The sequence below is a fragment of the Hymenobacter guriensis genome, from assembly GCF_015773195.1.
Classification (GTDB): Bacteria; Bacteroidota; Bacteroidia; order Cytophagales; family Hymenobacteraceae; genus Hymenobacter; species Hymenobacter guriensis.
Map to the genome: position 1 here is coordinate 187040 of NZ_JADWYK010000007.1, position 25694 is coordinate 212733.

The following is a 25694-nucleotide window of genomic DNA, read 5'->3' on the forward strand; positions in this document are numbered from 1 at the left end:
GCTACATGAAATATTTCAGGCGAATAACTTCCTTCTCGTTCAGGAAGCGCCATTTGCCCCGGGGCAGGTCCTTCTTGGTGAGGCCCGCATACTGCACGCGGTCCAGCGTTACTACATCGTAGCCCAGGTGCTCGAAGATGCGGCGCACGATGCGGTTGCGGCCGATGTGCAACTCTACCCCCACGAAATGCGCATTGCCGGCCACTACGGCCACGTCGTCAACTTCGGCTTTCCCGTCTTCCAGCTGCAGGCCTTCCGTAATCTGGCGCAGGTGCTCCTCCGTCAGCGGCTTGTCCAGCTCAACCTGATAGATTTTCTTGTTTTTGTGCGAGGGGTGCGAAAGTTTCTGCGCCACTTCCCCATCGTTGGTGAACAGCAACAGACCCGTGGTGTTGCGGTCGAGGCGGCCTACCGGGAAGATGCGCTCCTTCGAGGCATTAGCTACCAGCTCCATCACGGTACGGCGGCCTTCGGGGTCTTCGGTGGTGGTGATGAAGTCCTTGGGCTTGTTCAGCAGCACGTACACCAGCTTTTCGCGGTTGAGGTTGGTTTTACCGTACTGCACCGTATCGGAAGGCTGAACTTTGTAGCCCATTTCCGTCACTACCTCGCCATTCACCCGGATTTCACCGGCCGCAATCAGCGAATCGGCCTCCCGGCGGGAGCAGATGCCCGCATTGGCAATGTAGCGGTTCAAACGGGTCAGTTCCTCGGCGGGCTCTTCGTCGCGGCGGCGCTTGTTGCCCCGGCTTTTGTCTTCCTCGTAGTACTTCAGGTTTTTGTAGTCGGGAGCTTCGCCGGCTACTTCCCCATACTTGCGCTTGCCTGCCTGATTGGAATCCGCGTCGCGGCCAGTGCGCTTGTTGATGGTACGCTCCGGCCGGTCGCCGTACGGGCGGGCCTCCCGCTTGTCGGCTCCAAAAGAGCCGGGGCGGCTGGTGCGCTTCTCGCCGAAGCTGCCACCACCGAAGCTGGTTTCGCGGCGGGCACTAAACCCGCCAGGCTTCCGGTCCCGGTCGTTGCCAGCCTCGCGCTGTCCGTAGCCGCCGGGGCGCCGGTCACCATCTTCGCGGGGCGCCGACTCAGAGCGGCGTTCCGGGCGGTCAGTATCCAGATTCTCGGGGCGGCCCCGGTAGTCGAACTGCCGGGCAGGCCGCACTTCCCGCTCCCCGCTGATCTGGCGGGGCTCACGCTCGGGTGCCGGCGGCGTGGGCCGGAAGTCGGTTGATTCTTTCGGACCACGCGGATCCTGCTTTATAAACTTGCGGTTCCGCTCGCCGGGCAGACCACGCGGTACGGCTGCCTGGCCTTCCTGCCGATAAGGCTGACCGCCCCAGGTTTCTTTGGGCTCGAAGGGCCGCACCGGGCGCTCCTCGCGGGGCCGCTCCTCCCGGCGGTCATCCCGCCGCTGATCGGGCCGGAAACCGCGCCGGTCGTCGCCGCCAAAGCGGGGCTGACCATAGCCACCGGGCCGGCTGCTACCGCCCCGGGGCGAAAAGCCCCCACCCGACTGCCCAAACTTTTTGGGGCCACCAAAACCGCCGCTCCCCGATTTGCGCGGGCCATCAAAGCTGCCGCCGCTGGGGCGCCCAAAAGATGGACGGTCGGCGTTGAAGCCACGGCGGTTTTCTTCGCTGCCGCCACCAAAGCGGGGAGCACCGGAGCCGGCGCGGTCGGCGCGGCTGTGGCCGAGGCCGGAAAACTTGCGCGGGCCTTCAGAACGGCCACCATCAGCAGGGCGGCCCTGGGGGCCGCGGCCGCGGCGGCCTGGGGTATCGTCGGAGAAATGTTTCTTGCCCATACAGGTAGGCTTGGGTGCCGTATCGCTACGGTACGTGGGGAAAAGATGAAAATACGAAATCGGTGCGCGGAAAACGACGCCCGGTAGAAAACAGTGCCCGGACCAGCAAACAGCCCCTGCGGGAGCCGGCTGCTGGTCCGGGCGTTACTGGCGAGCCAGCGCGGCGCTTAGTCGCGGCGGGCCATCTTGGCTTCGATGGAGTGCTGGGTGTGGGGCACGGCGCGCAGGCGCTCCTTCGGGATAAGCTTACCGGTGCCGATGCACACGCCGTACGTACCGTTCTTGATGCGTACTAGGGCGTTTTCGAGCTGCTGGATAAACTTCATCTGGCGCGAAGCCAACTGGTTGAGGCTTTCCTTTTCGGCCGTATCGGCACCATCTTCCAGCACCTTCGAAGAAGACGCCGTGTTGTCGGTACCCGAATCGTTTTTGCGGCTCAGGGTTTCTTTGATGAACGCTACTTCCTTGCGGGCAGCCGTAAGCTTATCCTGGATGATTTCCGCAAACTCGGCCAGATCTTCCCTGGAATAGCGTAGGTTTTCTTCACTCATGGGAACAGGGAATTGAATATGGAGTATTTAGCTGAGCACCACGTACCGGGGATGCTGGGGGCGAAACAGCAGGCTCACAAAATTAGTTTGCCGCCCGTATTTCATCTGCAACCCTGCTACGGTAAGTAGCACACGTCGTTTCCGGCCGCAAAGCTACGGCTTTGTCCTGATTTGCGCTACAGGCATTTTACTACGTGAGCGGCTAAGACTCAGAAACCTAGCATGTGGATGGCTGTCACGGCGGCTTCCACACCCTTATTGCCGTGCTTGCCGCCAGCGCGGTCCCAGGCCTGTTCCTCAGTATTGGTGGTCACTAGCCCAAAGATGACGGGCTTGTTGAACTTAAGACCCACTGTGGTAAGGCCTTGCGCTACGGCGTGGCAGATATAGTCGTCGTGCTTGGTTTCGCCTTTGATCACCACACCCAGACAGATAACAGCGTCTATTTCTTCGTGCTGGGCCAGCAGCTGCGCGCCCAGCGTCAGCTCGAAGCTGCCGGGTACGGTATTGCGGAACACGTTTTCTGCCTTGGCGCCGTGCTTGAGCAGCGTCTCATAGGCACCCTGAGCCAGCGTATCTGTAATGGCGCGGTTCCACTCGGCTACCACCAAGCCAAATTTCTTTTCGCTGATATCAACAAACTGGTCGGAAGTATAGTCGCTAAGGTTTTTGAGGGCAGTTGCCATAGTCGGGTTGAGGTTGAAGAACGTACAGTGCTGTCGGCCGCAAAGGTACGCGCCCACGCTTTCTGTTCTCCCGGGATATAAGACAAAACAAAAAGGTGACCGTAGGGCCACCTTTTTGTTTCTCGGGTATAGTATGGGCTACTTGCCGGCCAGTCCTTCGGCGCGACCTTTCAACTGCTTGGCTTCGGTAGCTTCGGCGGCAGTGGGGTAATCGGTCAGAATCCGGTCGTAGGCTTTCAGCGCGCCTTCGTAGTCTTTGGCCAGCTCGCGGGCCGTGGCTTCCTTCAGCAGGTAACCGGGCGTGAAGTACTCATTGCTCTTGTAGTCGGCGGCCTTGGCGTACAGGTCGGCGGCTTCCTTGGTTTTGTTGAGTTCCAGGTTGGCATCACCCAGCAGGGCATAGGCGCGGGCCTGCAGCAGCAGGTCGTCGGAGCTGAAGTCTTCCAGGTAGTTGATGGCCTCCTGGTACTTGCCGGCTTTCAGCGAAGCCGCACCGGCGTAGAAGTTGGCCAGGTTACCCGCCTTGGTGCCGCTGTAGTCGTTGGCTACTGCTTCGAGGCCGCGGTACTGACCGTCACCCTTCAGCGCCTTGTTCAGCGAGTCAGCTTCCCAGTAGTTCACGGCCTGGAACAGCTCGGCTTGCGCTTTCTCATCCTGCTTGCCCTTCCAGATGTACCAGCCAAAGCCACCTACCACGGCCAGCACTACCACTGTCAGCAGACCGAGTAGCAGGTTTTTGTTGCGTCGCACGAAATCCTCCGAATTAGCAAGGCGAGCGGCCAGTGCATCCGGGTCTTCCAGCAAAGGGTGCTCGGGCACGAACGTTTCCGGACCGGGCTGATTGGGGTCAGCGGGCACCTGGGTTTGCTGCGGGCGATTCAGCGGGCTGTTTCGCGTGTAAGGAATCTTCGACATCAGGGTGAAATTCAGAAAAAGAAGGCCGGGCGGCGTTGCAGCTGCCTTGGCGGGTTAGTCGTGGATATAGGGGTAATCCTGCTGCACGTATACATCCTTGTACAGCTCGTCGGCCGTGGGGAAGGGCGAGTTTTCGGCAAACTCCACCGACTCCAGCACCTGCGCCTTGATCTTCTCGTCGATGGCCGCCAGATCTTCCTCGGTAGCCATGTTGTTGGTCAGGATGGTATGGCGCACAGATTCGATGGCGTCGCGCGAGCGGTAGTCTTCCAGCTCTTCCTTGGTGCGGTACTTGGCGGGGTCACTCATGGAGTGGCCTTTGTAGCGGTAGGTTTTGAACTCCAGGAACGTGGGGCCCTCACCGGCGCGGGCGCGCTCAGCAGCGCGGGCCACGGCATGGTGTACGTCTTCCACGTTCATGGCATTCACCGGCTCCGAGGGCATGTCGTAGCTTTCACCCAGGGTGTAGAGCTCCGTCACGTTGGAGGTACGCTGCACCGAGGTACCCATAGCGTAGCCGTTGTTCTCTACCACGAAGATGACGGGCAGCTTCCACAGCATGGCCATGTTGAAGGCCTCGTGCAGGGCACCCTGGCGCACAGCCCCGTCGCCCATGTAGCAGATGCACAGGTTGCCGGTCTTGTTGAACTTCTCCGCGAAGGCAATGCCGGCCCCCATCGGTACCTGCGCCCCTACGATGCCGTGGCCACCAATGAAGTTAACGTCCTTGTCAAAGATGTGCATGGAGCCGCCTTTGCCCTTGGAGCAGCCCGTCGCCTTGGCATAGAGCTCGGCCATAATAGCATTGGGTGAGGTACCTAGTGCCAAGGGGTGCGCGTGGTCGCGGTAGGCAGTAATCCACTTGTCGTCCTTGGTGAGGGCCGACACGGCGCCGGCTACGCAGGCTTCCTGGCCAATATAGAGGTGACAGAAGCCTTTGATTTTTTGCTGACCGTAGAGCTGGCCGGCCTTTTCCTCAAACTTGCGCATGAGCTGCATTTGCTCGTACCAGCGCAGGTAGGTTTCCTTCGGGAATTCCGGGTTGGTCGTAGGCGTTGCTTTAGGCGCGTCGGTAGCGGCCTGGGCCTCGCCGTTGGCGGGCGGCAATACCGGATCAGGCTGCTGCACGGTTTCGGGTGCAGCCTTGCCTGTAGAGGAGGCCTTGGGAGTCGACGATTTTTTCGTCGAATTGGAAGCCTTCGGGGTAGCCTTTACTTTCGTCTCCGCCATCTTGCTTTCGATTGTTCGCGTTTGGGATGCGAAAGTACGTAAAAGGATTGCAATTCCGAACCCAAACATGACTCTTGATAGCCTCCACTTACTCTTCTTCAAAAACTACGAAGAAGCCAATCTGAGCTTCTCCCCGCACATCAACTGCTTTGTGGGCGACAATGGGAGCGGTAAGACCAACCTGCTGGATGCTATCCATTACCTCTCGCTCACCAAGAGTGCCTTCACGGTTGCCGACGCGCAGAGCATCAAGCAGGGTGAAGAGCTGTTCGTGGTGAAGGGCCGTTTCCAGGCCTCAGCCGAGGCCAAGCCCGAAACCATTCAGTGCAGTTTGCGCCTGGGTCAGAAGAAGGCCGTCACCCACGACAAGCAGGCCTACGAGCGGGTATCCGACCACATTGGGCGCTACCCGGTCGTGCTCATCTCCCCCTATGATACCGACCTTATCCGGCAGGGCAGCGAGGAGCGCCGCAAGTATTTCGACAGCCTTATCTCCCAGCTCGACCACGAATACCTCGAAGCGCTTATCCGCTATACTCACGCCCTCAAGCAGCGCAACTCTTTGCTCAAGCTCGCCGCCGACCGTCAGGCCGGCTACGACCGGGACTACCTGCTGGTGCTGGATGAGCAGCTGGCTCCGCTGGGCGAGCAGCTGGTACGACGGCGGCAGGAGTTTCTCACTGAGTTCGAGCCCGTGTTCCAGCGCCATTACGAGCAGCTGGCCGACTCGCGTGAGCAGGTGACGCTTACGTATAAGAGTGAGCTGCCTGGCGCCGACTTTCTGAAGCTGCTGCGTCTACAAGAGCGCCGGGACCTCACCTTGCAGCGCACCACCCTGGGTCCGCATAAGGATGATTTCACCTTTCTGATGGATGAGCTGCCGGTAAAAAGCTACGGGTCGCAGGGCCAGCAGAAGTCGTTTGCCATTGCGCTCAAGCTGGCCCAGTTCGAAGTCCTTGCGCTACACAAGCAGCATAAACCGTTGCTTTTGCTGGATGACATCTTCGACCGGCTCGACGAGAAGCGCATTACCCGGCTGATGCAGTTGGTGGCCAACCACACCTTCGGCCAGATTTTTCTTACCGATACGCACCTGGAACGCACCGACCGGGTACTGGCTTCCCTCTCTGATGATATCCGCCGGTTTCGGGTTGAATCGGGCCGGGTGCAGCCGCTTTAGTGGCCCTCTGCCGTACCTTTGTGGGGCCGCTACCTGCCGTTTAGGTTCGCGCGTTACATACAAAATGGCGTTCAAAAAACCTTATTCCTCCGAAAATTCCCGTCAATCGGACATTGTGCCGTTGAAGGATGGAATTACCGCTTTGCTGCGGGCTTACCGTCTCCAGGGCAAGTTGGACGAGGTAACGGTGGTGGCCAGTTGGGAGCGGGTGATGGGCAAAGCTGTAGCCATGAAAACCCAGCAGGTATACGTAAGCAACAGCAAGCTGTTTGTGCGCCTGTCTTCGGCTCCGCTTAAGCACGAGCTCTTCATGGCCAAAACCCAGGTGCTGGCCAACCTGAATGCCGAAGTAGGCTCGGAGGTTATCAAAGAGGTTGTCTTTCTCTAGCTTCTTTTTGTTTGGCCTGTTTCAACTAGCCTGTCCTACCGGGGCAGGCTTTTTTGTGGCTTATTCGTGTCTCACGACTTTCTCCAGGCCAGCCTGTCTGACTCCTGACTGGACCAAGGCAACGCTAGCTGGCCATTTGAGCTTAAAAGAGAAAGTCCATAGGCTGTCCCGCTTACGTCAGAAGAAGTCGACAACCTTTCCAACTCCTCCCCTACTCACCTGGCATGGGCTCATAGCCCAACCGGCACCGCTCGTTATCCAGCAGGTGCAGGTGCTGCTCAGCATCCAGCCGGGTGCGGGCATTATCAAACTCCTCCCGGAATTGCTCCTTCACCTCACGCCGCTTGATGGCCTCCATAAAACGGCGGGTATCCTCGGGGCTTTCCAGCAGTAGCCCCGGCACGGGAGTAGGCCGGCCCAGGTCGTCCTTGGCTACCATGGTGAAGTAGCTGGTGTTGGTATGCTTCACCGACCCTTTTCGCACGTCTTCGGCAATGACCTTGATGCCCACCAGCAGAGAGGTGCGGCCAACGTAGTTGACGGAAGCCAGCAACGAAACCAACTCCCCAACTTCCACCGGCTGGAGGAAATTTACTCCATCCACGCTCACCGTCACGCAGTATGCACCGGCATGTTTGGAGGCCGCGGCGTAGGCTACTTTGTCCATCAGGGAAAGCAAAATACCACCGTGGATTTTCCCGCCGAAGTTCGCGTAAGCCGGTATCATCAGCTCCGTCAATGTTACGCGGGAGTAGGATACGGGCCGGTAGTCTAGAGGTGGCATAAGGCGTGTTGCGTCTATGAAAACAAGTGTACTATGTAAACCTTAGGCGGCCGCCTGGTTTGGCTATCGACCAGCTTGTGGCCTTCTGTGTAACTTTTATGGCTTGGTTTGCAACCCGGTTTTCGCTACTGGCTTCGGACAAAAATGTTTCACGTGGAACACTTTTGTTCACTTGGGGCCATACACTTTCAAAAGAAGCTCATTGTAAGCCTCAAGCAGGGCAATGTACTTCTGCTGCAGAGCCATTAGCTGCTTGGTTGCATCCATATCGGCCGGAAGTGATACAGCATTACGCGGCAACGTTACACGTTCGGATGTAACACCTAATGGTGTAACAGGCGTTGCACCTGTAAAGGGCAAGACAGTCTGTTGCAGACTTGTAAAATCTTGTGAAAAGTCGTGAGATATTATTTCGCCGATGCGTTTAACAAAGTTGTAATCAAGTGTCTCTTCTTTGAATTTACGATATATCGTTGGACGTGTAATACCCAGTTCGTCCACGATGCGCGTAATCGAAATTCCGCTGTTTTTAATGGCTTCCTGCAGTATTTCGCCCTGATGCGGCATGGTTAGCGGTGTAAGATTAATGTAGAGTGTAAATATGAGCAAAGTGTTTTACGTAAACAAAAAACAGATACAATTACCTGAAATGATACACGCTATAATGATACACACGAATGTAATTAATACACTTTACAAAGAAGTGTTACAATGATACATTTATACAATTTTTGTAACACAACATGAATTACGTTACAATAACAGTGTTAATGTAACAACTGAAGCCAGGCTGCTTAACTCACCATAACGGTGTAGCGGATCAGAATGCACTACTGCGCCATCAATCCTCTAACAGGAAAAGCGGGTGTGTAACTATCAACGAACTGGCAGAGTAAGTTGCCCCCGGCGCCTAGCGGGCTGGCAGAAACCGATTGGGATAATCAGTAGTAATACCAGCGGGGCGAAGGGCCAGAAGACGCATGAAATCGGTGGGGTCATTTACCGTCCACGGTACCAGCTGCACCGCCAGGCTAGCCAGCTCGGCAGCCAGCTCAGGCGTGACCAGATGATACTGCGGACCATACACGGCGGGTGTAAATCCCAGCTGCTCCAGGTGCTGGCTGAACGGCTGCACATCTTCTACCAACAGGCAGAGCGGCAGCGTAGGCAGTTGCCGGTGCGCGAGCTGTAGGATGCGCTTGTCGAAGCAAAGCAGCGTAGTGCGGGGCAGGACCTGAGTCGCCCGTAACTCCTGCAGTACCAGCTCCAGGAAAGGGCCCGGCAATGGCTGAAAAAGACCATCGGCGGCTGGGTCGCTCTTGAGTTCGATACTGTAGCGTACCGGAGCGCGGCCCAGCTCGCAGGCCAGGTTATCGAGGTTGCGCACGACTTCGCTAAGCAAGGGCTTATAGGCGGGTTCGGGCTGCTGTTCCGGAAAGGCCGCATGCCGGGTAAGCCCGCAGTCGTACCGGACGATTTCGGCGTAGGGCAGCGTGTACAGGTTGTGGGCGTACTGCTCGGAGGCGCTGATGGGCAAGCCAGCTGGCGTGCGGCAAATAGTGGCCGACATCCAGGGCTCATGCGATACCACTACGCGGTTATCGGCCGACACCACCACGTCCAGCTCTATTACCTCAACCCCCAGCTGTACGGCATGGCGGAAAGCCGGTAGCGTGTTTTCGGGCCGCAGGCCGCGGCAGCCGCGGTGGCCATGAATAACGGGATAGTAAGCGGAATCAGACATGGAAAACAGGAACCTTAGTGCGATGACCAGCCGGCCAGGAGCGCAGTTTGTAGAGTATACGGATGCCGTCTGTTCTGCTCCCCTTTGTACCTTGGGCGCATGAAAAAGATTATTCTAGCCGTTGTGGTGCTGGCCCTGCTTCTGGGCGGCTACCTCTATTATCGTCATATGTCGGGCACTCCCGAGTACTCGCTGATGCAGGCGGCTAAAGCCGCGCACGACCACGATGCCGCCGCCTTTGGGCGATACGTGGACGTAGAAAGCGTGACGGGGAATCTGGTGGACCAAGTAGCAACTCAGGGCGCGGCGCTGGGCGTGCTCAACCCGGGCGGGCTGGCGGTGAAAGGAGCTTTACGCCTTCTGAAGCCCCAGCTAACGAAAGCTGCCCGGCGCGAGGTGGAGCGATACATCGAAACCGGCTCCCTGGAAGCCGCCGCTGCCGCGGCTCCCAAGCGGGCAGTGAACGTATCCATCCTGGGGCTGGCCGGCAAAGTGGTGAGCCCCGACAGCCAGTTTAAAGGCATCAAGTACAGCCGCGAAGAAGGCGAGCAGGCGCTGGTAGGCTTGGAGTTTACGCAGCCCCGCTACGACACCACGGTAGTAGTAGAGGTGAAAATGCGCAACCAGGGCGACTACTGGCAGGCCACGGAAATCACCAACACCGGGGAAATACTGAAGCACGTAGCCCGGCTGGAGAAAAACCAGTTGCTGAGGAAGTAGGCAGAAGTAGGCAAGCCCAGTAGTTCATTAACAAGAAGGCCCCGTACCAACTGCTGGTACGGGGCCTTCTTGTTGGCAGGGAGCAAGCTTACACGATGCCCGTGTTGGACTTGCCACGGCCGGCAAACAGCCAGTAGATGATCAGGCCAGCCAGGGGGAAGAAGAAGATAATGGCGGCCCACAGAATCTTTTTGCCAATCGTCCAGGGCTGACGGAACACGTCGAGCAAAGCCAGAACATCCAGGATAAGGAGAACCCAGCCCCAGGTGGCTAGGCCGCCGTTGGCATTAAAACGGGCACAAGATGAAACGAGGAGCATCAGCGCGAAAAGCGGCGCAGCGGCAGCCAAACGGCTGGTAGAAGCAATGATTTTGTTCATGGGAGTAGAGAGAAAAGGTGATGAATGCCCTTCTGTACGCCTCACTGCCCGGAATGGATATAGAGTATGCAATATTTTTTATACAAATTACTGATTTACAGTAAATTACTTAAATAAGTCTGCACTTTATTCCAGAATTCGGCTGCCGAGGCAGGCGCCAGCACCAGCGAAAGTACAGCTCCATAGAGCGCACCGTAGAAGTGAGCGTCGTGGTTGATATTGTCCCCCTGCCGGCGCGCCATGTAGTAGGAATACGCCAGATACAGGATGCCAAACACGAAGGGCTGGATGGGCACCGGCAGCGGAAAAATGTAGATGCCTCCCCCGCCAAGCGCCACGGGATAAAACAACACGCTGGCAAACACCACCGCCGATACGCCGCCCGAAGCCCCCAGACTGGTATAAGCAGGGTCATGGCGGTGGCGCAGAAAGGTGGGAATATCCGACACGATGATGGCACCCAGGTACAGCAGCAGAAAGCACACTGTGCCGCCCATCAGGCCGTAGCGCGCCGCATATTCCTGCTGCACCACCGGGCTGAAGGAGTAGAACGCCCACAGGTTGAAAAACAAGTGCACGAAGTCGGCGTGCAGGAAACCTGAGGTCAGGAAGCGGTACCACTGCTGTCGGCGCTCTACCAGATAGGGGCTGAACACCCAGCTCTCGAGCAAATTCCGGTTCGACCAGGCATACATGGAAATACCAGCGGTCAGCGCAATCAGAATAAGCGCGGGATTGAGGAAGGGCATAAGAGAGGGAAAAGGGGAAATGCTTAAAGCAGGTAGCTAGGTTAGCTTTCCCGCTCCAGTAGTTGTAGGGCCAGTTGGTGCAGTGGTTTTTTACGCATTTCGGGGGCCGCCACGCGCTCCAGATGCTGCAAGGCATCCAGGAAGTAATCGTTGATCAGTTCTTCCGTCTGCGGGCGTATATCGAGCTCATCGTACACGGCGCGCACGGCCTGTACTTTGGCATCGGCATCCGGCACGGGCTGACCGATGTGGCGGGCCAGTACGGCGCGCTGGGTGGGGTTGGCCTGGGCCTGGGCCGTGAGCAGCAGGTAGGTCTTCTTATCACTTACAATGTCGCCGCCCACGCGCTTGCCGAAGGTGGCCGCGTCGCCGTACACATCGAGCAGGTCGTCGCGCAGCTGGAAGGCCAGGCCGATGCCCACGCCGAACTGGCGCAGATGGTCGGCATCCTCGCGGGAAGAGCCACCCAGCAGAGCGCCCAACTCCAGGGCAAAGCCCAGCAGCACGGCCGTCTTCAGCCGAATCATGTCGAGGTACTGCGCAATGCTGACTTCCGTTTCCGTTTCGAAATTCATGTCCCACTGCTGGCCTTCGCACACCTCGGCGGCGGTTTGCGAGAAGCGGCGCAGCACGTGGGCCAGCAGCTCGGGTTGGATGTCGAACAGCAGTTCGTAAGCCCGCACCAGCATCACGTCGCCGCTCAGAATGGCCACGTTGGGGTTCCACTTCTCGTGCACGGTGGCCTGACCCCGGCGCAGGGGAGCTTGGTCCATCAGGTCGTCGTGGAGCAAGGTGAAGTTGTGGAAGACCTCCGTAGCCAGCGCGGGCTTCACTATAGGGCCCAGATCATCAGTGAAGAGGTGGGCGCCAAGTAGCGTGAGTAAGGGTCGGATGCGCTTGCCACCCAGGCCCATGATGTAGCGGATGGGCTCGTAGAGGCTGGTGGGCTGGTCGCCGTAGCGCAGGTCGGCGAGGCCGGCGGAAAATTTATCGGTGAAATAAGACAGGTCCACGGAAAAAGGTCGAGGTTCGGAGGAGCAAGGTACGGCGGCGCAAGCGAAGCAAGTGTGCCAGCAATGCGCCCGCTAAAAACAACGCCCCGACAGCTTAAGCCATCGGGGCGTTTGTTGTTAAGGATATTAAGCAAGCTTACCGTCGGCGGTTGTTGCCACCGCCGGACTTACCACCGCCGGGCCGGCCACCTTTGCTGCTGCGCTCGGGGCGGTAGCCGCGGCGGCTCTGGCGCTCCTCCTGCTCACGGCGCTTTACTGAGTCAGGGCGGTTGTCCACCAACTCGAAGTCAATGGTGCGGTCAAGCAGGTTGGCGGCTTTCACCACCACCTGCAACTCGTCGCCGAACTGGATGATGCGCTTGGTATGCTGGCCCACGAGACGGTAGTTGTCCTTATCCAACTCGTAGAAGTCGCCGGGGATGTCGGCAATGCGCACCATGCCTTCGCACTTGTTTTCCTCGATTTCCACGTACAGCCCCCAGTCGGTGAGGCCCGATACCACGCCGGTGAACTGCTCGCCCACGCGGTCCTGCAGGAATTCCACCTGCTTGTACTTGATGCTGGCGCGCTCGGCATTGGCGGCCAGCTTCTCGCGCTCCGAGGAGTGCTTGCATTCTTCCTCAATGGGCTCGACCTCCACGTTTTTGCCGCCTTCCAGGTAGTGCTCCAGCAGGCGGTGCGCCATCATATCGGGGTAGCGGCGGATGGGCGAGGTAAAGTGCGAGTAGTGCTCAAAGGCCAGGCCGAAATGCCCGCGCGGGTCGGTGGTGTACGTGGCCTTGGCCATGGTCCGGATGGCCAGCGTCTGGATGACGTTCTGCTCGGGCCGCCCTACCACTTCGCTGCTCAAATCGTTGAGCTCGGCGCTCAGCTTTTTGGGGTTGGATAGGTCGAGCTGGTGGCCAAACTTCTGTGCGAAGAGGGCAAAGTTCTGCAGACGCTCCTCGTCGGGGGCGTCGTGCACGCGGTACACCATGGTGTAGCGCGGCTTGCGGTTCTTGAGCTTGAACACGAACTCAGCCACCTTGCGGTTGGCCAGCAGCATGAACTCCTCAATCATCTTGTGCGCGTCCTTGCGCTCCTTCACGTACACGCCCAGCGGCTTGCCGTTTTCGTCGAGCTTGAACTTCACTTCCTGGGTTTCGAAGCTGATGGCGCCCTGCTTGAAGCGCTGGGCGCAGAGCTTCTTGGCAATGCTGTTCATCAGCTGGATTTCGGCCGTGTAGTCGGCTTCCAGGCCTTCGATGCGCTCCTGGGCATCTTCGTAGGCGAAGCGGCGGTCGGAGTGAATGATGGTCTTGCCAAACCAGGAGTTGTAGAGCTTGCCGTTCTCGTCCAGCTCAAACACAGCCGAGAAGGTAAGCTTGTCCTCGTTCGGGCGCAGGGAGCAGAGGCCGTTGGAAAGCCGCTCCGGCAGCATCGGAATCACGCGGTCTACCAGGTACACGGAGGTAGCGCGGTAGCGGGCTTCTTTTTCCAGGGCCATGCCGGGGCGCACATAATGCGTCACATCGGCAATGTGCACCCCGATTTCCCAGTGGCCGTTTTCGAGCTTCTGAATCGACAGCGCATCGTCGAAGTCCTTGGCATCGACGGGGTCGATGGTGAAGGTGGTGATATGGCGGAAGTCGCGGCGGCGCTTAAGCTCCCCGGCCGGTATTTCCAGCGGAATGCTTTCCGACTCCGCCTCTACCTCAGCCGGAAACTCAAACGGCAGCCCAAATTCCGCCATGATGGCGTTGATTTCGGCTTCGTTCTCGCCGGCCTGCCCAAAGCTGCGCGCCACCTCGCCCACGGGCTGGCGGCCGGCATCGTGCTCCGGAAACTCGGTGATGCGCACCAGCACTTTCTCGCCGTGGTTGGCGCCGTGCAGGCTCTCGAAGGGCACGAACACGTCGAAGTAGAGCTTGCGGTTGTCGGGCTTCACGAAGCCGATACCGCCTTTCAGGTAGAGCCGCCCGACAATCTCAGGGCGCACCCGGTTGAGGACTTCTACCACGTCGCCCACGGGGCGGCCGTCGCGGGAGCCGCGCAGGCGCAGGCGCACCGTGTCGCCGTGCATGGCAAACTTCAGCCGGTCGGTAAATACGCGCACATCCTGCTCGCTTTCCTCGGAGATGATGAAAGCGTACTTGTCGGTAGCCAGGGCCACGGTGCCGGTGATGGTGTCGCCCCCTTCGGAGCGGCCAGCGCGGCGCGGGGTGGTAGGCGCATCAGCATCCGGGAAGTCGAAGCCGGCTTCGCGGCGGCGGTGTACTACCGGGTCCTGCCCTACCAACTCGGCGGGCCGGCCACCCCGGTTGACGGCGGCAAATGGCTCCCGGTCGTTTTTGCGGGTTTTGCGGCCGCTGGCGGGCTCCGTAGCCGCATGCGCAACACTGGCATCAGTCAGGCGGTAGTCGTCGTTCTGGAGCAGCGTGAGCAGGCCTGCTTTCTTTAGGCTTTTCAGGTGCTCAAACACGTCTTCGCGCTGCTCCTTGGTGGTAACCCCCAGGCGGCGGGAAAGCTGACGGTAGGATAAAACTTTGCCCGGGTTGTCGCGGAACACGCGAAACACGAGGTCTTTGGAAATGGGAGTGGCTTGGTCGCCACGGGCTGCCTTCGCGCGGGAGGCGCGGGGGGCGGCGGATTCGTCTTTTTCTTTCATGTAGAAAACGGGCCGCCAGTGGGTGTCTTTTTCGTAGGCGGCGGGGTTAAGTAAAATAGAAAGCGGCCGGATTGGGTGCTTTCCGGGGTGAAGGGTATAAGCCGTTTTTACGGGCTTTGAAGGGATACTACGGAATATAGCGGGCAATAACTATTGCAAGGCAAAAAATAGCCGGTTACCGTTGCGTTACGGCGGCCGAAGCGCGGTAGATGGGCATCCGTTTATTTGAGGTGTCAACGCACTTACCGGCATAAAAGTGCCGGGTGTTTTTGTGCGAAGAAATTAATAAGCTGTCATGCTGAGCTTGTCGAAGCATCTCTACCGCTTCGTTTGATAACCTAACGGATTGGTAGAGATGCTTCGACTTCGCTCAGCATGACGTTCGATTATTGGCATTGGCCTACCTAACCCCTATGCCCGGCTGGCCACGGCGGCTTGGATATCGGCGGGAGTGTCTTTGGGAATGGCGGCCAGCAACTGACGGGTGTACTCGTGCTGGGGGTTAGCATAGACCTCGGCGGCGGGCCCGCTTTCCACAATCTGCCCCTGGCGCATCACCAGCAGCCGGTCGCTCATAAAGCGGGCCACCGACAGGTCGTGGGTGATAAACAGGTAGGTGATGCCGAACTCGCGCTTGAGGTCGTTGAGCAGGTTGAGCACCTGCGCCTGCACCGACACATCGAGGGCCGACACGGATTCGTCGCAGATGATGTACTTGGGCTGCAAAGCCAGGGCCCGGGCAATGCAGATGCGCTGGCGCTGACCCCCGCTGAACTCGTGGGGGTAGCGCAGGTAGTGCTCCTCCTTCAAACCAACCGTACGCAGCAGCTCCAGCACCCGGGCTTTCTGCTGCTGTTTGTTGCCGCCCACGCCGTGCACGCGCATAGGCTCCAGAATGGCCTCGCCCACAGTCATCATTGGGTTGAGGGCGGCGTACGGATCCTGGAACACCATCTGAAACTCCCGGCGGCGGCGGCGCAGATGCTCGGCCGGCAGCTTAGCCAGGTCTACTCCTTCGAACAGGATGCTACCGGAAGTGGGCTCCACCAGTCGCAGAATGGCCCGCCCCAGCGTAGTCTTGCCGCAGCCCGACTCCCCTACCAGCCCCACTGTCTCGCCGGGGTAGATAGCAAAGCTCACCCCATCCACGGCCCGCACAAACTCAGGCTTGCGGTTGAAGAAGCCTTTGTGAATGGGGAAATGAACGTTGAGGTTTTGGATGCTTAAAAGGGGGACTTGGGGACTTGAGGACTTGGGGGCTTGGTTATCCGCTGCCTGGCTGGAAGTAAAGCCGGCAGCACTAGCTGGCACCGGAGTTTCTGGCCGGGCAACAGGCCCGGCCTCTAGCGGCAACAGCTGGCCCGACTCTAGTGTGGGTGCCGTTTCCAGACCAAAACCCGGGAGTTCAGGGCGTGAAACAGAATGTTCCACGGGGAACTTTTTGGTGGTATCAGGTCCGTTTTGAGGGGCTGCCATAGCTTCATCAGCCGGGTAGCCCTCAGCTACTTGCGCCACGGTGGTTTTCGTGCTGATGAAGCTGCCATCAGCCGCTTCCTGCATGAAATCGGCCACTACCGGAAGTTTTTTGCGGCCCACGGAAAGTTTTGGGCGGCAAGCCAGCAGACCTTTAGTGTACGGGTGCTGCGGGTTGGTGAAGATGTCGAGCACGGGGCCCTGCTCCACCACCCGGCCCCGGTACATGACAAGGATACGGTCGGCTATTTCGGCCACTACACCCAGGTCGTGAGTGATGAAGATGACGGCCGTGTGGTGCTGGCGGCGCAGGTCGTCGATAAGGCGCAGCATGCGGGCCTGCACCGTCACGTCGAGGGCGGTGGTGGGCTCGTCGGCAATGAGGATGGCGGGGTTGCAGGCCATAGCCATGGCTATCATCACGCGCTGCTTCTGGCCCCCGCTGATTTCGTGGGGGTAGCTGGTAAATATTTTCTCGGGGCGGGGCAGCTGGGCCATCGTAAACAGCTCCACGGTGCGGGCTTCGGCTTCTTTTGAACTCAGCGTAGTATGCAGGCGCAGGGCTTCCACCACCTGGTGCCCGCAGGTGTACACCGGGTTCAGGGAGGTCATCGGCTCCTGAAAGATCATGCCGATGTCGTTGCCGCGCACCTTCCGGAGCTGCTCCTCGGGTAGTTTCAGCAGGTCTACCTCTCCTAGCGCCTCACTCTGAAACAAGGCTTCCCCGCTCACAATCTGGCCGGGCGGCAGCGGAATCAGCCCCATCAGCGCCAGGGACGTCACGGACTTTCCAGAGCCCGATTCTCCTACAATGGCCAGCGTTTCGCCCCGGTTCAGATCAAAGGAAATGTCCGCCACGGCCCGCGTATTGCCGCGGTGGCTCTGAAAGTCGATGGTGAGGTTGCGGACAGAAAGCAGGGGCTTAGACATAGCGCGGAAACGGGCAGATGGGTAAAGATACGGAGCGCTTCCTGGGATGATGATGGGAAGTTTAGCCCGCAGAGGGCGCAGAGGCAGTACCGATTGCCAGCCGTAGAAATACAAAAAGGCCCGCCGGATAACTCCGACGGGCCTTTTGATGAATCTCGAAACGAATCTACGCTACTTCCGAGGCTTCGGCGTCGTGGCGGGCCTGGGCGGCGGCTACGTCGTCGGCAGCCAGGGGATGAACGTTGTCGGGGTGGCCGAAGAAGCGGCTCTGAAACAGCAGAATCAGCGCCACGCCCACAAAAATGGCCGAATCGGCAATGTTGAAGATCGGCCAAAGCGACACGTGGGAACCGCCCACCAACGGCCAGGAGGTGGGCAGGAAGCCTTCGTAGATATCCACGTACAGCATGTCAATCACCTGCCCGTGAAACCAGGGCGTGGGCGCATTGAACGGCGCATTGTTGTAGAGGATGCCGTAGAAGATAGAATCGATAACGTTGCCCAGGGCGCCGCCCAGAATCATGGCTACGCACACCAGCAGCCCCTGCGGAGCCCGCTGCTTCCAGAGGCGGTAGATATAGTAGGCAATGCCCGTCACGGCCACCAGGCGGAAGCTGGTGAGCAGGATTTTGCCGTAGGGCGGCGGCAATTCTACCCCGAAGGCCATGCCCGGATTCAGCGTGTAGTGCAGCTTAAACCAGTCTCCTAGCATAGGAATTTCTCCCGCTACGCCTAGGGGCATGTAGCGGTGCACGGCCCACTTCGACAGCTGATCAATGACGATGACCAGCAGCGCCACGAGGTAATATTTCCAGTATTTCATTTCTGAGAAGTGAGCGGTTAGCCGTGAGAAGTGAGACGCTGCCCTGACACGCTGTCAGCACGGGTCCCTCTCCCCTCTCGCAGCACAAAGTGACGAAGATTTTTGGACTTCGCCGCCCGGGTGCACCGCCCGGCTAGCGCACCGTTGGTATATGGTTGGAAGGGTGTTTTGTGCCGTTTTAAGCCGATTCAATGGCGACCCAAAACGCTTTGTGCGCCGGTGTGCCAACCGCCATTTCAGAAGCGGCAGTTGGCACCTTAGCATCAGGCAGTTGCCACGTTCAGCTGCACGGGCACCGAATACTCGTCAAATTCGAGCACCGAACCGCCGCTGATTTCGGGCGCGAAGTCCAGGGCTAGGGCCTGAATTTCTTCCCGGATGTAGCTGCCGAACGACTGCACAGCGGCTTCCAGCTCGGGCTGCTGCTGCAGCGTGACGCGGATTTTGTCCTGCACTTCCAGGCCGCTGTCCTTGCGCAGATTCTGCAGACGGTTTACCAGCTCGCGGGCTACACCTTCCTGGCGCAATTCGTCGGTCAGGGTCACGTCCAGAGCTACCGTCAGTGGGCCGTCGGTGGCCACGAGCCAGCCGGGCAAGTCGTCGGTGCGGATTTCCACGTCGTCGGGGGCCAGGGTGTAGGTTTCCCCCTCGATTTCCACGGCCAGCTGTCCGGTTTTTTCCAGGGTGCTGATTTCCTCGGCCGTCATCTGCTGAATGCGGGCGCCTACCACCTTCAGCTTCGGGCCGTATTGCTGCCCCAACCGCTTGAAATTGGGCTTCACCGACTTCACCAGCACCCCACTGGTATCGTCGAGGAACTCCACGTGCTTCACGTTCACCTCGGCGCAGATCAAATCCTCGACCTTGCCTACCTGCTCCCGCGTGGTGTCGTTTAAAACGGGCACCAGGATGCGCTGCAGGGGCTGGCGCACTTTCAGCACCGACTTCTTGCGCAGGGAGTGCGTGAGCGAAGAAATGCGCTGAGCCAGCTCCATCCGTTCCTCCAGGGCCTTGTCGATACGGGCTTCGTCGGCCTGCACGAGCAGCGTCAGGTGCACCGACTCGGCAGCCCACTGCTGAGTTTCGCCGTTCTGGCGCAGGCCGTCGGTCATGTTCTTGTAGAGCCATTCGGCGAAGAAGGGCGCAATGGGAGCCATGAGCTGGGCCACGGTCACGAGGCATTCCTGCAGGGTTTCGTAGGCGGCGCGCTTGTCCTGGGTCAGCTCGCCCTTCCAGAAGCGGCGGCGCGAGAGGCGCACGTGCCAGTTGGAAAGCTGATCGGTAACGAAATCCTGGATGGCGCGGGCGGCCTTGGTCGGGTCGTAGCCGTCGTAGTAGCCCCGCACTTCGAGGATGAGGGACTGAAGCTTGCTCAGAATCCAGCGGTCCAGCTCGCTTAGCTCGGCGTGAGGCACGCGGCCGGTTTCGGTGGCCTGGAAGCCGTCGAGGTTGGCGTAGAGCGAGTAAAACGAGTAGGTGTTGAACAGCGTGCCGAAGAAGCGGCGCTGCACTTCGGTGATGCCGGCCAGATCGAACTTGAGGTTATCCCAGGGCTGGGCGTTGGCAATCATGTACCAGCGGGTGGCGTCGGGCCCGTACTGGCTGATGGTGGCAAACGGGTCCACGGCGTTACCGAGGCGCTTGCTCATCTTGTTGCCGTTTTTGTCGAGTACCAGGCCATTGGCCATGACGTTTTTGAAGGCTACGGAATCCTCCAGCATCACGCCCAAAGCGTGCAAAGTGAAGAACCAGCCGCGGGTTTGGTCCACGCCTTCGGCAATGAAGTCGGCGGGGAAATTGCGCTCAAACACCTCCTTGTTTTCCAGCGGGTAGTGCCACTGGGCGTAGGGCATGGCGCCGCTGTCGAACCACACGTCGATGAGGTCGGTTTCGCGGTACATGGGCTGGCCCGAGGGGCTCACCAGAAAAATATCGTCCACGTAGGGGCGGTGCAGGTCGATTTTCTTGGTCGATTCTTCGGCGCTGCCATCGGCCATTACCCAGTTGCCGTCCACCTTTTGGTAGGGGTTGTGGGTCATGATTTCGGCGGCTACGGCTTTGTCGATTTCGGCGCTGAGCTGCTCGATGGAGCCGATGCAGATTTCCTCCGAGCCGTCCTGACTGCGCCAGATGGGCAGGGGCGTACCCCAGTAGCGGGAGCGGCTCAGGTTCCAGTCGACCAGGTTTTCCAGCCAGTTGCCGAAGCGGCCGGTGCCGGTGCTTTCAGGCTTCCAGTTGATGGTTTTGTTGAGCTCGATGAGCCGGTCTTTCACCGCCGTGGTTTTGATAAACCAGGAGTCGAGCGGGTAGTAGAGCACGGGCTTATCGGTGCGCCAGCAGTGAGGATAGGTGTGCTCGTACTTCTCCACTTTGAAGGCCGTGCCGTCGCCTTTCATGCGGATGGCAATGCTTTCGTCGAGGGTTTTGTAGTCGGCGCCGCTCTGGTCGTGCCCGTCGTAGTTTTTCACCCAACGCCCGCCGAATTCACCCATCTGAGCCACGTAGCGGCCGGTGCGGTCCACTACGGGGCCGATTTTGCCTTGGTCGTCGGTTACCAGCAACGCGGGAATGTCATTTTGCTGGGCCACGCGAAAGTCATCGGCACCGAAGGTGGGCGAAATGTGCACGATGCCGGTACCATCTTCGGTGGTGACGAAGTCGCCGCTGATAACACGGAAGGCGCGCTCCTCCCCTTCGAAGGCCGGGAAGCCCTTGTCTTGGCCGAACAGCCGCTCGTAGTTGACGCCGACAAGGTCGGCGCCGGTGAATTCAGCTTCGATTTCCCACGGAATCTGCCTTTCTAAGCTTCCCCAATCTGAGTACGTTGGCAGAATAGGCTTGCCATTTTCAGTGAATTCAGAGAAGTAGCTCTTCAGCCTCGCTTTCGCTAAAACGACCCGGATGTATTGCTTGGTGTAAGGGTTGATAGTGCGAACGAGCACATATGGAATATTCTTACCTACCGCCAAGCCAGTGTTAGCTGGTAGTGTCCAAGGCGTCGTAGTCCAAGCTAGGATGAAAATATCGGTATTCTCAACCTCCCAAGCTGGGCCGGCAAACAGCTTCTCTGACTTCTCGTCCCGCTTTACCTTGAACTGAGCCACGATGGTCGTGTCCTTTACGTCGCGGTAGGTGCCGGGCTGGTTCAGCTCGTGGGAGCTGAGGCCGGTGCCGGCCGCCGGCGAGTAAGGCTGGATGGTGTAGCCTTTGTAGAGGTAGCCTTTGTCGTAGAGCTTTTTGAGCAGGGCCCAGCAGCTTTCGATGTACTCGGGCTCGAAGGTGATGTAGGGGTCGTCGAGGTCCACCCAGTAGCCCATTTTCTCGGTGAGGTCGTCCCACTGGGCCTTGAAGCGCATGACGGTTTCGCGGCAGCGCTGGTTGTATTCCTCGATGCTGATTTTCTTACCGATATCCTCTTTCGTGATGCCCAGCTCCTTCTCCACCTGCAGCTCGATGGGCAGGCCGTGGGTGTCCCAGCCACCCTTCCGGCTCACCTGCTTGCCCAGCAGGGTCTGGTAGCGGCAGAAGATGTCCTTCACAGTGCGGGCCATGACGTGGTGAATGCCGGGCGCGCCGTTGGCCGAAGGCGGACCTTCATAAAACACGAAGGTGGGCTGCCCTTCCCGGGAGCTCACGCTTTTCTCAAAGATGCCGTTCTGCTTCCACCACGCCAGGATATCGGTGCCAACCTGGCCGTAGTTGAGCGGCTGCTTGTATTCGGGGTAGTTCATTTTTTGGGTCTTGGGGTCTTGGGGACTTGGTTTTTGAAGCAAAGAGTAGCAGGCTTGGCGACTCAGAAATTAGGCGCTCTTCTGCAACACTTGCGTGCTTGCAGAATAACTCCAAGTCCCTAAGTCCCCAAGTCCCTGAGTCCCTACCCTACTCCTTTCTGCATCCGACCCAGGTTCAGCTCCAGGTCGTCGTCTTCCTCGTGGTAGTTGTCGTCGTAGTGGCGGATATTCGACTGGTCGATGGTTTCCTCATCGGCGCCGTGCTCGAAGGTAACGAGCAGGCAGGGCAGCAGAATCAGGTTGGAAAAGTTGGTAATCAGCAAGCTGGCCGACATGAGCAAGCCCAGGGCTTTAGTGCCGCCAAACTCGGAGAAGGCAAACACCGAAAAGCCCAGAAACAGCACGATGCTGGTGTAAATCATGCTGGTGCCCGCCTCCGAAAGCGTGGTGGTAATGGCGGCTTTCACGCGGCGGCCGTTTATAGCCATTTCCTGCCGGAACTTGGCCAGCAGGTGAATGGAATTGTCGCCATCGATACCCAGGGCAATGCTGAAAATAAGGGCCGTGCTGGGCTTGAGCGGAATGCCGAAGTAGCCCATTAGGCCGCCCGTGAGCAGCAAAGTGAAGAAGTTGGGCAGCAGCGTGAAGAACACCGCCCGCACGCTGCGGAACAAAATCAGCACCACGGCGCCCACCAGCAGAAACGCGTGCAGCAAACTCGATTTCAGCGTGCCAATCAGGTATTCGTTGCCCTTGGTAAACAGAATGGTGGTGCCCGTCAGCTTCACGTCCATGCCCGTACCCTTAAAGATCTTATCGATTTCGGGGCGGATGCGGTTGTTGACTAGCGTATCGAGGTTGTTTGAACCGATATCGGCAATCTTCAGGGAGATGCGCGCCTTCTGCATGGTGCTGTCGGTGAAGGAGCGCAGCAGCTTGCTGGTCAACTGTCCTTCGCTGCCTTTGGTGGACTGCGAGCGGGCCAGGTAGCTGAACACGTAGTTTTTCTCGTCGTTGTCGGGCAGGCGGTAGTACTGCGGGTCGCCGTTGTAAAACGCCTGGGTGGATGCCTTCAGAAACGTCACCACGCTCACCGGTGAGGTAAGCACCGGCTGGGTGCGCAGGTAGTTTTCCAAACGGTCGATGCGTTCCAGGTTCTTGAGCTTGAGTAGGCCTTTGGGTTTGCCCGTATCCACCACCAGCTCTAGGGGCATCACGCCGTTGAAGTGCTGCTCAAAGAACTTCAAATCGGAGTTCACCGACGAATCCTTGGGCAGATCATCTACCATGTACGAAACCGATTTCACCTTGGTAACGCCCACGGCGGCCAGCGCCGCGAAAACCAGGGCGGCTATATACACCGTTCGGCGGCGCTCCAGCACCAGATAATCGAAGAACTCCAGCAGCTTCATCAGCGGCTTGGCTTCCAGGTGCTCCAGCTGCTTGGGTGTGGGCGGAGGCAGGATGGTAAACACAATCGGCATCAGAATAAACGACACCGCAAAGGCCACGAAGATGTTGAGGGTAGCCACCGCGCCAAACTGAAACAGAATGGCAATGTTGGTAAAGCAGAACACCACGAAGCCGATGGCCGTGGTTGTGTTGTTCATGAGCGTGACCAGCCCGATTTTGCGCACCACCCGCGTCATAGCCAGCACCTGATTGCCGGATTTGCGGTAGTCGTAGTGGTAGCGGGAGAGCAGGTAGGTGCAGTTGGGAATGCCGATAACGATGATAATGCTCGGTATCAGGCCCGTGAGCAGGTTGATTTTGTAGCCCATCAGCACCATCGAGCCAATGCACCACGTCACCACAATCAGCACAATGAGCAGCGGAAACACCACCGCCGACCACGTGCGGAAGAACATGAGCAGGGTGAGGGCCATCATCACGATGGTGAGGCCCACGAACAGCTTCATTTCCGAGGCCACCTTGGTGGTCATGGTGGCCCGCACGTAGGGCAGGCCCGCGTAGTGCATCTTGATGCCCGTTTTCTTCTGAAACCGCTCGGCATGGGCCAGAATCTTCTGCATCACGGCTTCGCGGCGCGAGGAGTTCAGGTACTTGGGGTCCATGGTGAGGGCCAGGAGCGTGGCCCCGGTGGCGGGCGAAATCAGCTGGCCTTTGTAGAACTCCTGAGCGTTTACCACCTGCATCAGGGAGTCCAACTCAGCTTGCGTCTGGGGAAAGCGCCGGAAGATGGGCACGGCCCGGAACGTCTGGGTGGCGGTATCCTTTTCCAGACGAGGCAGGCGCGTCACGCCCAGCACCCCATTCACGCCCTGCACCTTGCTGAGCGTATCCGTGAGCAGGCGCAGCTCGTTGAAGTTGCCGAGCTGGTACACCGAGCTGTCCTGCATGCCCAGCACCAGCACGTTGCCATCCTCGCCAAACTGCCGCTTGAACTTCTGGAAGTACACCATGTCCGGGTCGTCGGGCGACACCACCTGGGCAAAATCGTAAGTCATTTCGATTTTGCGGGCTTGCCAGGCCATAAATACCGTGATAACGGCCAGCAGCCCTACCAGCAGGCGGCGGTTCTTGATGACGAACAGGGCAAGGTTTCTCCACATAGACTACGCAAATGCAGCAAAGGTACGCAATGCCGGGAAGCCTGCCGGTGCAACCTTTGCCGCCGTTTTCAGATCAGGCACCCGAGGATATAAATTAGTTGTATTTCTACGAGGTATTATTCCCGAAAAATAGGCAACTTTGTAGGCGTCTCTTTTCGTAAAAGGCCAATCGTCAGAATATTGACTGTGCTATTTGTTGCACTATTTTTATTTCTGACTGCTCTTCTCTGCTCCATGACTCTGTACCAAACGCCGGATGCGTCCCTCACCTACCATCCAGCCACCGAAACCCTGCACCTCAGCTATAATGCAACCCGACTTTCTACCTCATTTGCCTTAGCCTACCAGCGGGCCCTGCAGGAAATGCGGCGCCAGAACGTGGGCAAGCTGCTACTAGACCTTAAGCGCAACGCCCCACCCACCGACGAGGAGGAGCACATCCTGGCTCCGCTTATCAACGACATCCCGGCCGGGCTGACGCGCCCCATCTTCATTGCCGCCGTGCTGTCGGAAGGCCAGTACCAGCACCAGATCGGCAACTACTCGGCGGGCCTGCTGATGCCACCGGAGCATGTGGAGTTCAACTACTTCACGTCCCGCCACGAGGCCACCGCCTGGCTGAGCGACAATTAGATTTGAATGGTTTTCTTGTTGACTGGCTGAATGGCTGTGCCGAAAATACAGAATGCCATATTATTACGAAAAAGCCCCGAAGAACTTCGGGGCTTTTTTCATGCTAAGGAAACTCAGCTGGTTTCGATGTGCGTGGCAAACACTCGGGTAAGGCGTACACCGGGCCGCTGGCTGGCCTCCTGCACTGCCGGCCATACCCGTTCCAGAAACAGCCACAGGTCGCGGCGGCGCAGGTTGCCAACGCAGAGCCTGATAACGTGCGGGGGAGCCTGGGCCTGTACCAGCACTTCGTAATCTACATCTTTGGTAATGATGGTGAGTTGGTGTTCGGCGGCGTAGGCCCACACCTTATCATCTGGCCAGGCTGCATCCGGCACGGGCAGATAATCCGGCGTGTTCCAGAACAGAAACCGATGCGGCAGGTTGGCATTAATCAGGTACTTTGGCATACGGCAGCGCAGGCAGTATCACACCCGAATCAAGCCGCAAACGACGTGAAATGCTGCCGCGCCAGGTTCTCGGAAGCGAAACGCAGGCACGCCTGAATGTCGGCCATTTCCAGAAACGGGTAGCTTTCCAGCACGTCTTCGGCTGTGTCGCCGGCGGCCAGAAACTCCAGAACCGTCTGCACCGTCAGGCGCAGTCCCCGGATGGTGGGCTTGCCCCCGCACAAATTGGGGTCAAGCGTGATACGGTCGTGAATGTATTGCATAAGTAAGTAGGGAGCAGATCCTCAGGCAAGAT

Annotated in this window: 22 protein-coding genes; 4 read left to right on the forward strand and 18 right to left on the reverse strand. The window is 58.6% G+C overall.

Translation table 11 applies throughout. From position 1 onward, the window contains the following. Position 1: 1 nt before the first annotated feature. From I5L79_RS13280 to pdhA, 5 genes are all read right to left on the reverse strand, one after another. On the reverse strand, positions 2–1801 hold the full coding sequence (locus tag I5L79_RS13280; protein ID WP_196955540.1) for a pseudouridine synthase: 1800 nt from the start codon (positions 1799–1801) through the stop codon (positions 2–4). Positions 1802–1968: 167 nt separating this feature from the next. After that, positions 1969–2352 (reverse strand): TraR/DksA family transcriptional regulator, encoded by a 384-nt coding sequence (locus I5L79_RS13285; protein WP_196955541.1) that lies wholly within the window; start codon positions 2350–2352, stop codon positions 1969–1971. A gap of 209 nt (positions 2353–2561) precedes the next feature. After that, positions 2562–3038 (reverse strand): 6,7-dimethyl-8-ribityllumazine synthase, encoded by a 477-nt coding sequence (gene ribH / locus I5L79_RS13290; protein WP_196955542.1) that lies wholly within the window; start codon positions 3036–3038, stop codon positions 2562–2564. A gap of 138 nt (positions 3039–3176) precedes the next feature. Continuing rightward, positions 3177–3953: a tetratricopeptide repeat protein gene (locus I5L79_RS13295; protein ID WP_196955543.1), complete on the reverse strand. Its 777-nt coding sequence runs from the start codon at positions 3951–3953 to the stop codon at positions 3177–3179. 54 nt (positions 3954–4007) lie between these two features. Further along, positions 4008–5183: a pyruvate dehydrogenase (acetyl-transferring) E1 component subunit alpha gene (pdhA, locus tag I5L79_RS13300; RefSeq protein WP_196955544.1), complete on the reverse strand. Its 1176-nt coding sequence runs from the start codon at positions 5181–5183 to the stop codon at positions 4008–4010. Between the two features lie 67 nt (positions 5184–5250). On the opposite strand from pdhA, the gene recF reads away from it, so the two are divergent. Continuing rightward, positions 5251–6363 carry a DNA replication/repair protein RecF gene (gene recF, locus I5L79_RS13305; RefSeq protein ID WP_196955545.1) on the forward strand — a complete coding sequence of 371 codons (1113 nt, stop codon included), beginning with the start codon at positions 5251–5253 and terminating at the stop codon, positions 6361–6363. A 64-nt stretch (positions 6364–6427) separates the two neighbouring features. Next, on the forward strand, positions 6428–6751 hold the full coding sequence (locus I5L79_RS13310; RefSeq protein WP_196955546.1) for a DUF721 domain-containing protein: 324 nt from the start codon (positions 6428–6430) through the stop codon (positions 6749–6751). 211 nt (positions 6752–6962) lie between these two features. Here the strand turns inward: I5L79_RS13310 and I5L79_RS13315 are convergent, their stop codons facing one another. The 3 genes from I5L79_RS13315 to I5L79_RS13325 form a co-directional block, all read right to left on the reverse strand. Then, positions 6963–7535, reverse strand: a complete 573-nt coding sequence (locus tag I5L79_RS13315; protein ID WP_196955547.1) for an acyl-CoA thioesterase — start codon at positions 7533–7535, stop codon at positions 6963–6965. A gap of 168 nt (positions 7536–7703) precedes the next feature. Continuing rightward, positions 7704–8102, reverse strand: a complete 399-nt coding sequence (locus I5L79_RS13320) for a helix-turn-helix domain-containing protein (RefSeq protein WP_196955548.1) — start codon at positions 8100–8102, stop codon at positions 7704–7706. A 343-nt stretch (positions 8103–8445) separates the two neighbouring features. After that, positions 8446–9279: a glycerophosphodiester phosphodiesterase family protein gene (locus I5L79_RS13325; RefSeq protein ID WP_196955549.1), complete on the reverse strand. Its 834-nt coding sequence runs from the start codon at positions 9277–9279 to the stop codon at positions 8446–8448. A gap of 99 nt (positions 9280–9378) precedes the next feature. On the opposite strand from I5L79_RS13325, the gene I5L79_RS13330 reads away from it, so the two are divergent. Beyond that, complete coding sequence (locus I5L79_RS13330) at positions 9379–9999, forward strand: DUF2939 domain-containing protein (RefSeq protein ID WP_196955550.1); 621 nt, start codon at positions 9379–9381, stop codon at positions 9997–9999. An 88-nt stretch (positions 10000–10087) separates the two neighbouring features. On the opposite strand, the gene I5L79_RS13335 is transcribed toward I5L79_RS13330, so the two are convergent. The 8 genes from I5L79_RS13335 to I5L79_RS13370 all read right to left on the reverse strand — a co-directional run bounded on the left by I5L79_RS13335 (position 10088) and on the right by I5L79_RS13370 (position 24317). Next, positions 10088–10378: a PLDc N-terminal domain-containing protein gene (locus tag I5L79_RS13335; RefSeq protein WP_196955551.1), complete on the reverse strand. Its 291-nt coding sequence runs from the start codon at positions 10376–10378 to the stop codon at positions 10088–10090. A gap of 95 nt (positions 10379–10473) precedes the next feature. After that, positions 10474–11127, reverse strand: coding sequence for a rhomboid family intramembrane serine protease (locus I5L79_RS13340; protein ID WP_196955552.1), 654 nt, complete (start codon positions 11125–11127; stop codon positions 10474–10476). 41 nt (positions 11128–11168) lie between these two features. Next, a complete protein-coding gene (locus tag I5L79_RS13345) occupies positions 11169–12140 on the reverse strand; it encodes a polyprenyl synthetase family protein (protein WP_196955553.1) in 972 nt (323 codons plus the stop codon). Between the two features lie 136 nt (positions 12141–12276). Continuing rightward, on the reverse strand, positions 12277–14787 hold the full coding sequence (rnr, locus tag I5L79_RS13350) for a ribonuclease R (protein WP_196955554.1): 2511 nt from the start codon (positions 14785–14787) through the stop codon (positions 12277–12279). A 411-nt stretch (positions 14788–15198) separates the two neighbouring features. Next, complete coding sequence (locus tag I5L79_RS13355; protein WP_196955555.1) at positions 15199–17190, reverse strand: ABC transporter ATP-binding protein; 1992 nt, start codon at positions 17188–17190, stop codon at positions 15199–15201. 166 nt (positions 17191–17356) lie between these two features. Continuing rightward, positions 17357–18013 carry a lipoprotein signal peptidase gene (locus I5L79_RS13360; protein WP_196955556.1) on the reverse strand — a complete coding sequence of 219 codons (657 nt, stop codon included), beginning with the start codon at positions 18011–18013 and terminating at the stop codon, positions 17357–17359. Between the two features lie 263 nt (positions 18014–18276). Then, entirely contained in the window at positions 18277–21744 is a 3468-nt protein-coding gene (gene ileS / locus I5L79_RS13365) for an isoleucine--tRNA ligase (RefSeq protein WP_196955557.1), read from the reverse strand. Between the two features lie 143 nt (positions 21745–21887). Next, the gene (locus I5L79_RS13370; protein WP_196955558.1) at positions 21888–24317 is read right to left on the reverse strand and encodes an efflux RND transporter permease subunit; all 2430 of its coding nucleotides are present in this window, start codon (positions 24315–24317) and stop codon (positions 21888–21890) included. Positions 24318–24551: 234 nt separating this feature from the next. Between I5L79_RS13370 and I5L79_RS13375 the strand changes: the two genes are divergently transcribed. Continuing rightward, positions 24552–24950: a hypothetical protein gene (locus I5L79_RS13375; RefSeq protein WP_196955559.1), complete on the forward strand. Its 399-nt coding sequence runs from the start codon at positions 24552–24554 to the stop codon at positions 24948–24950. A 113-nt stretch (positions 24951–25063) separates the two neighbouring features. On the opposite strand, the gene I5L79_RS13380 is transcribed toward I5L79_RS13375, so the two are convergent. Beyond that, a complete protein-coding gene (locus tag I5L79_RS13380; protein WP_196955560.1) occupies positions 25064–25399 on the reverse strand; it encodes a DUF5615 family PIN-like protein in 336 nt (111 codons plus the stop codon). 29 nt (positions 25400–25428) lie between these two features. Continuing rightward, a complete protein-coding gene (locus I5L79_RS13385; RefSeq protein WP_196955561.1) occupies positions 25429–25662 on the reverse strand; it encodes a DUF433 domain-containing protein in 234 nt (77 codons plus the stop codon). Positions 25663–25694: the final 32 nt, after the last annotated feature.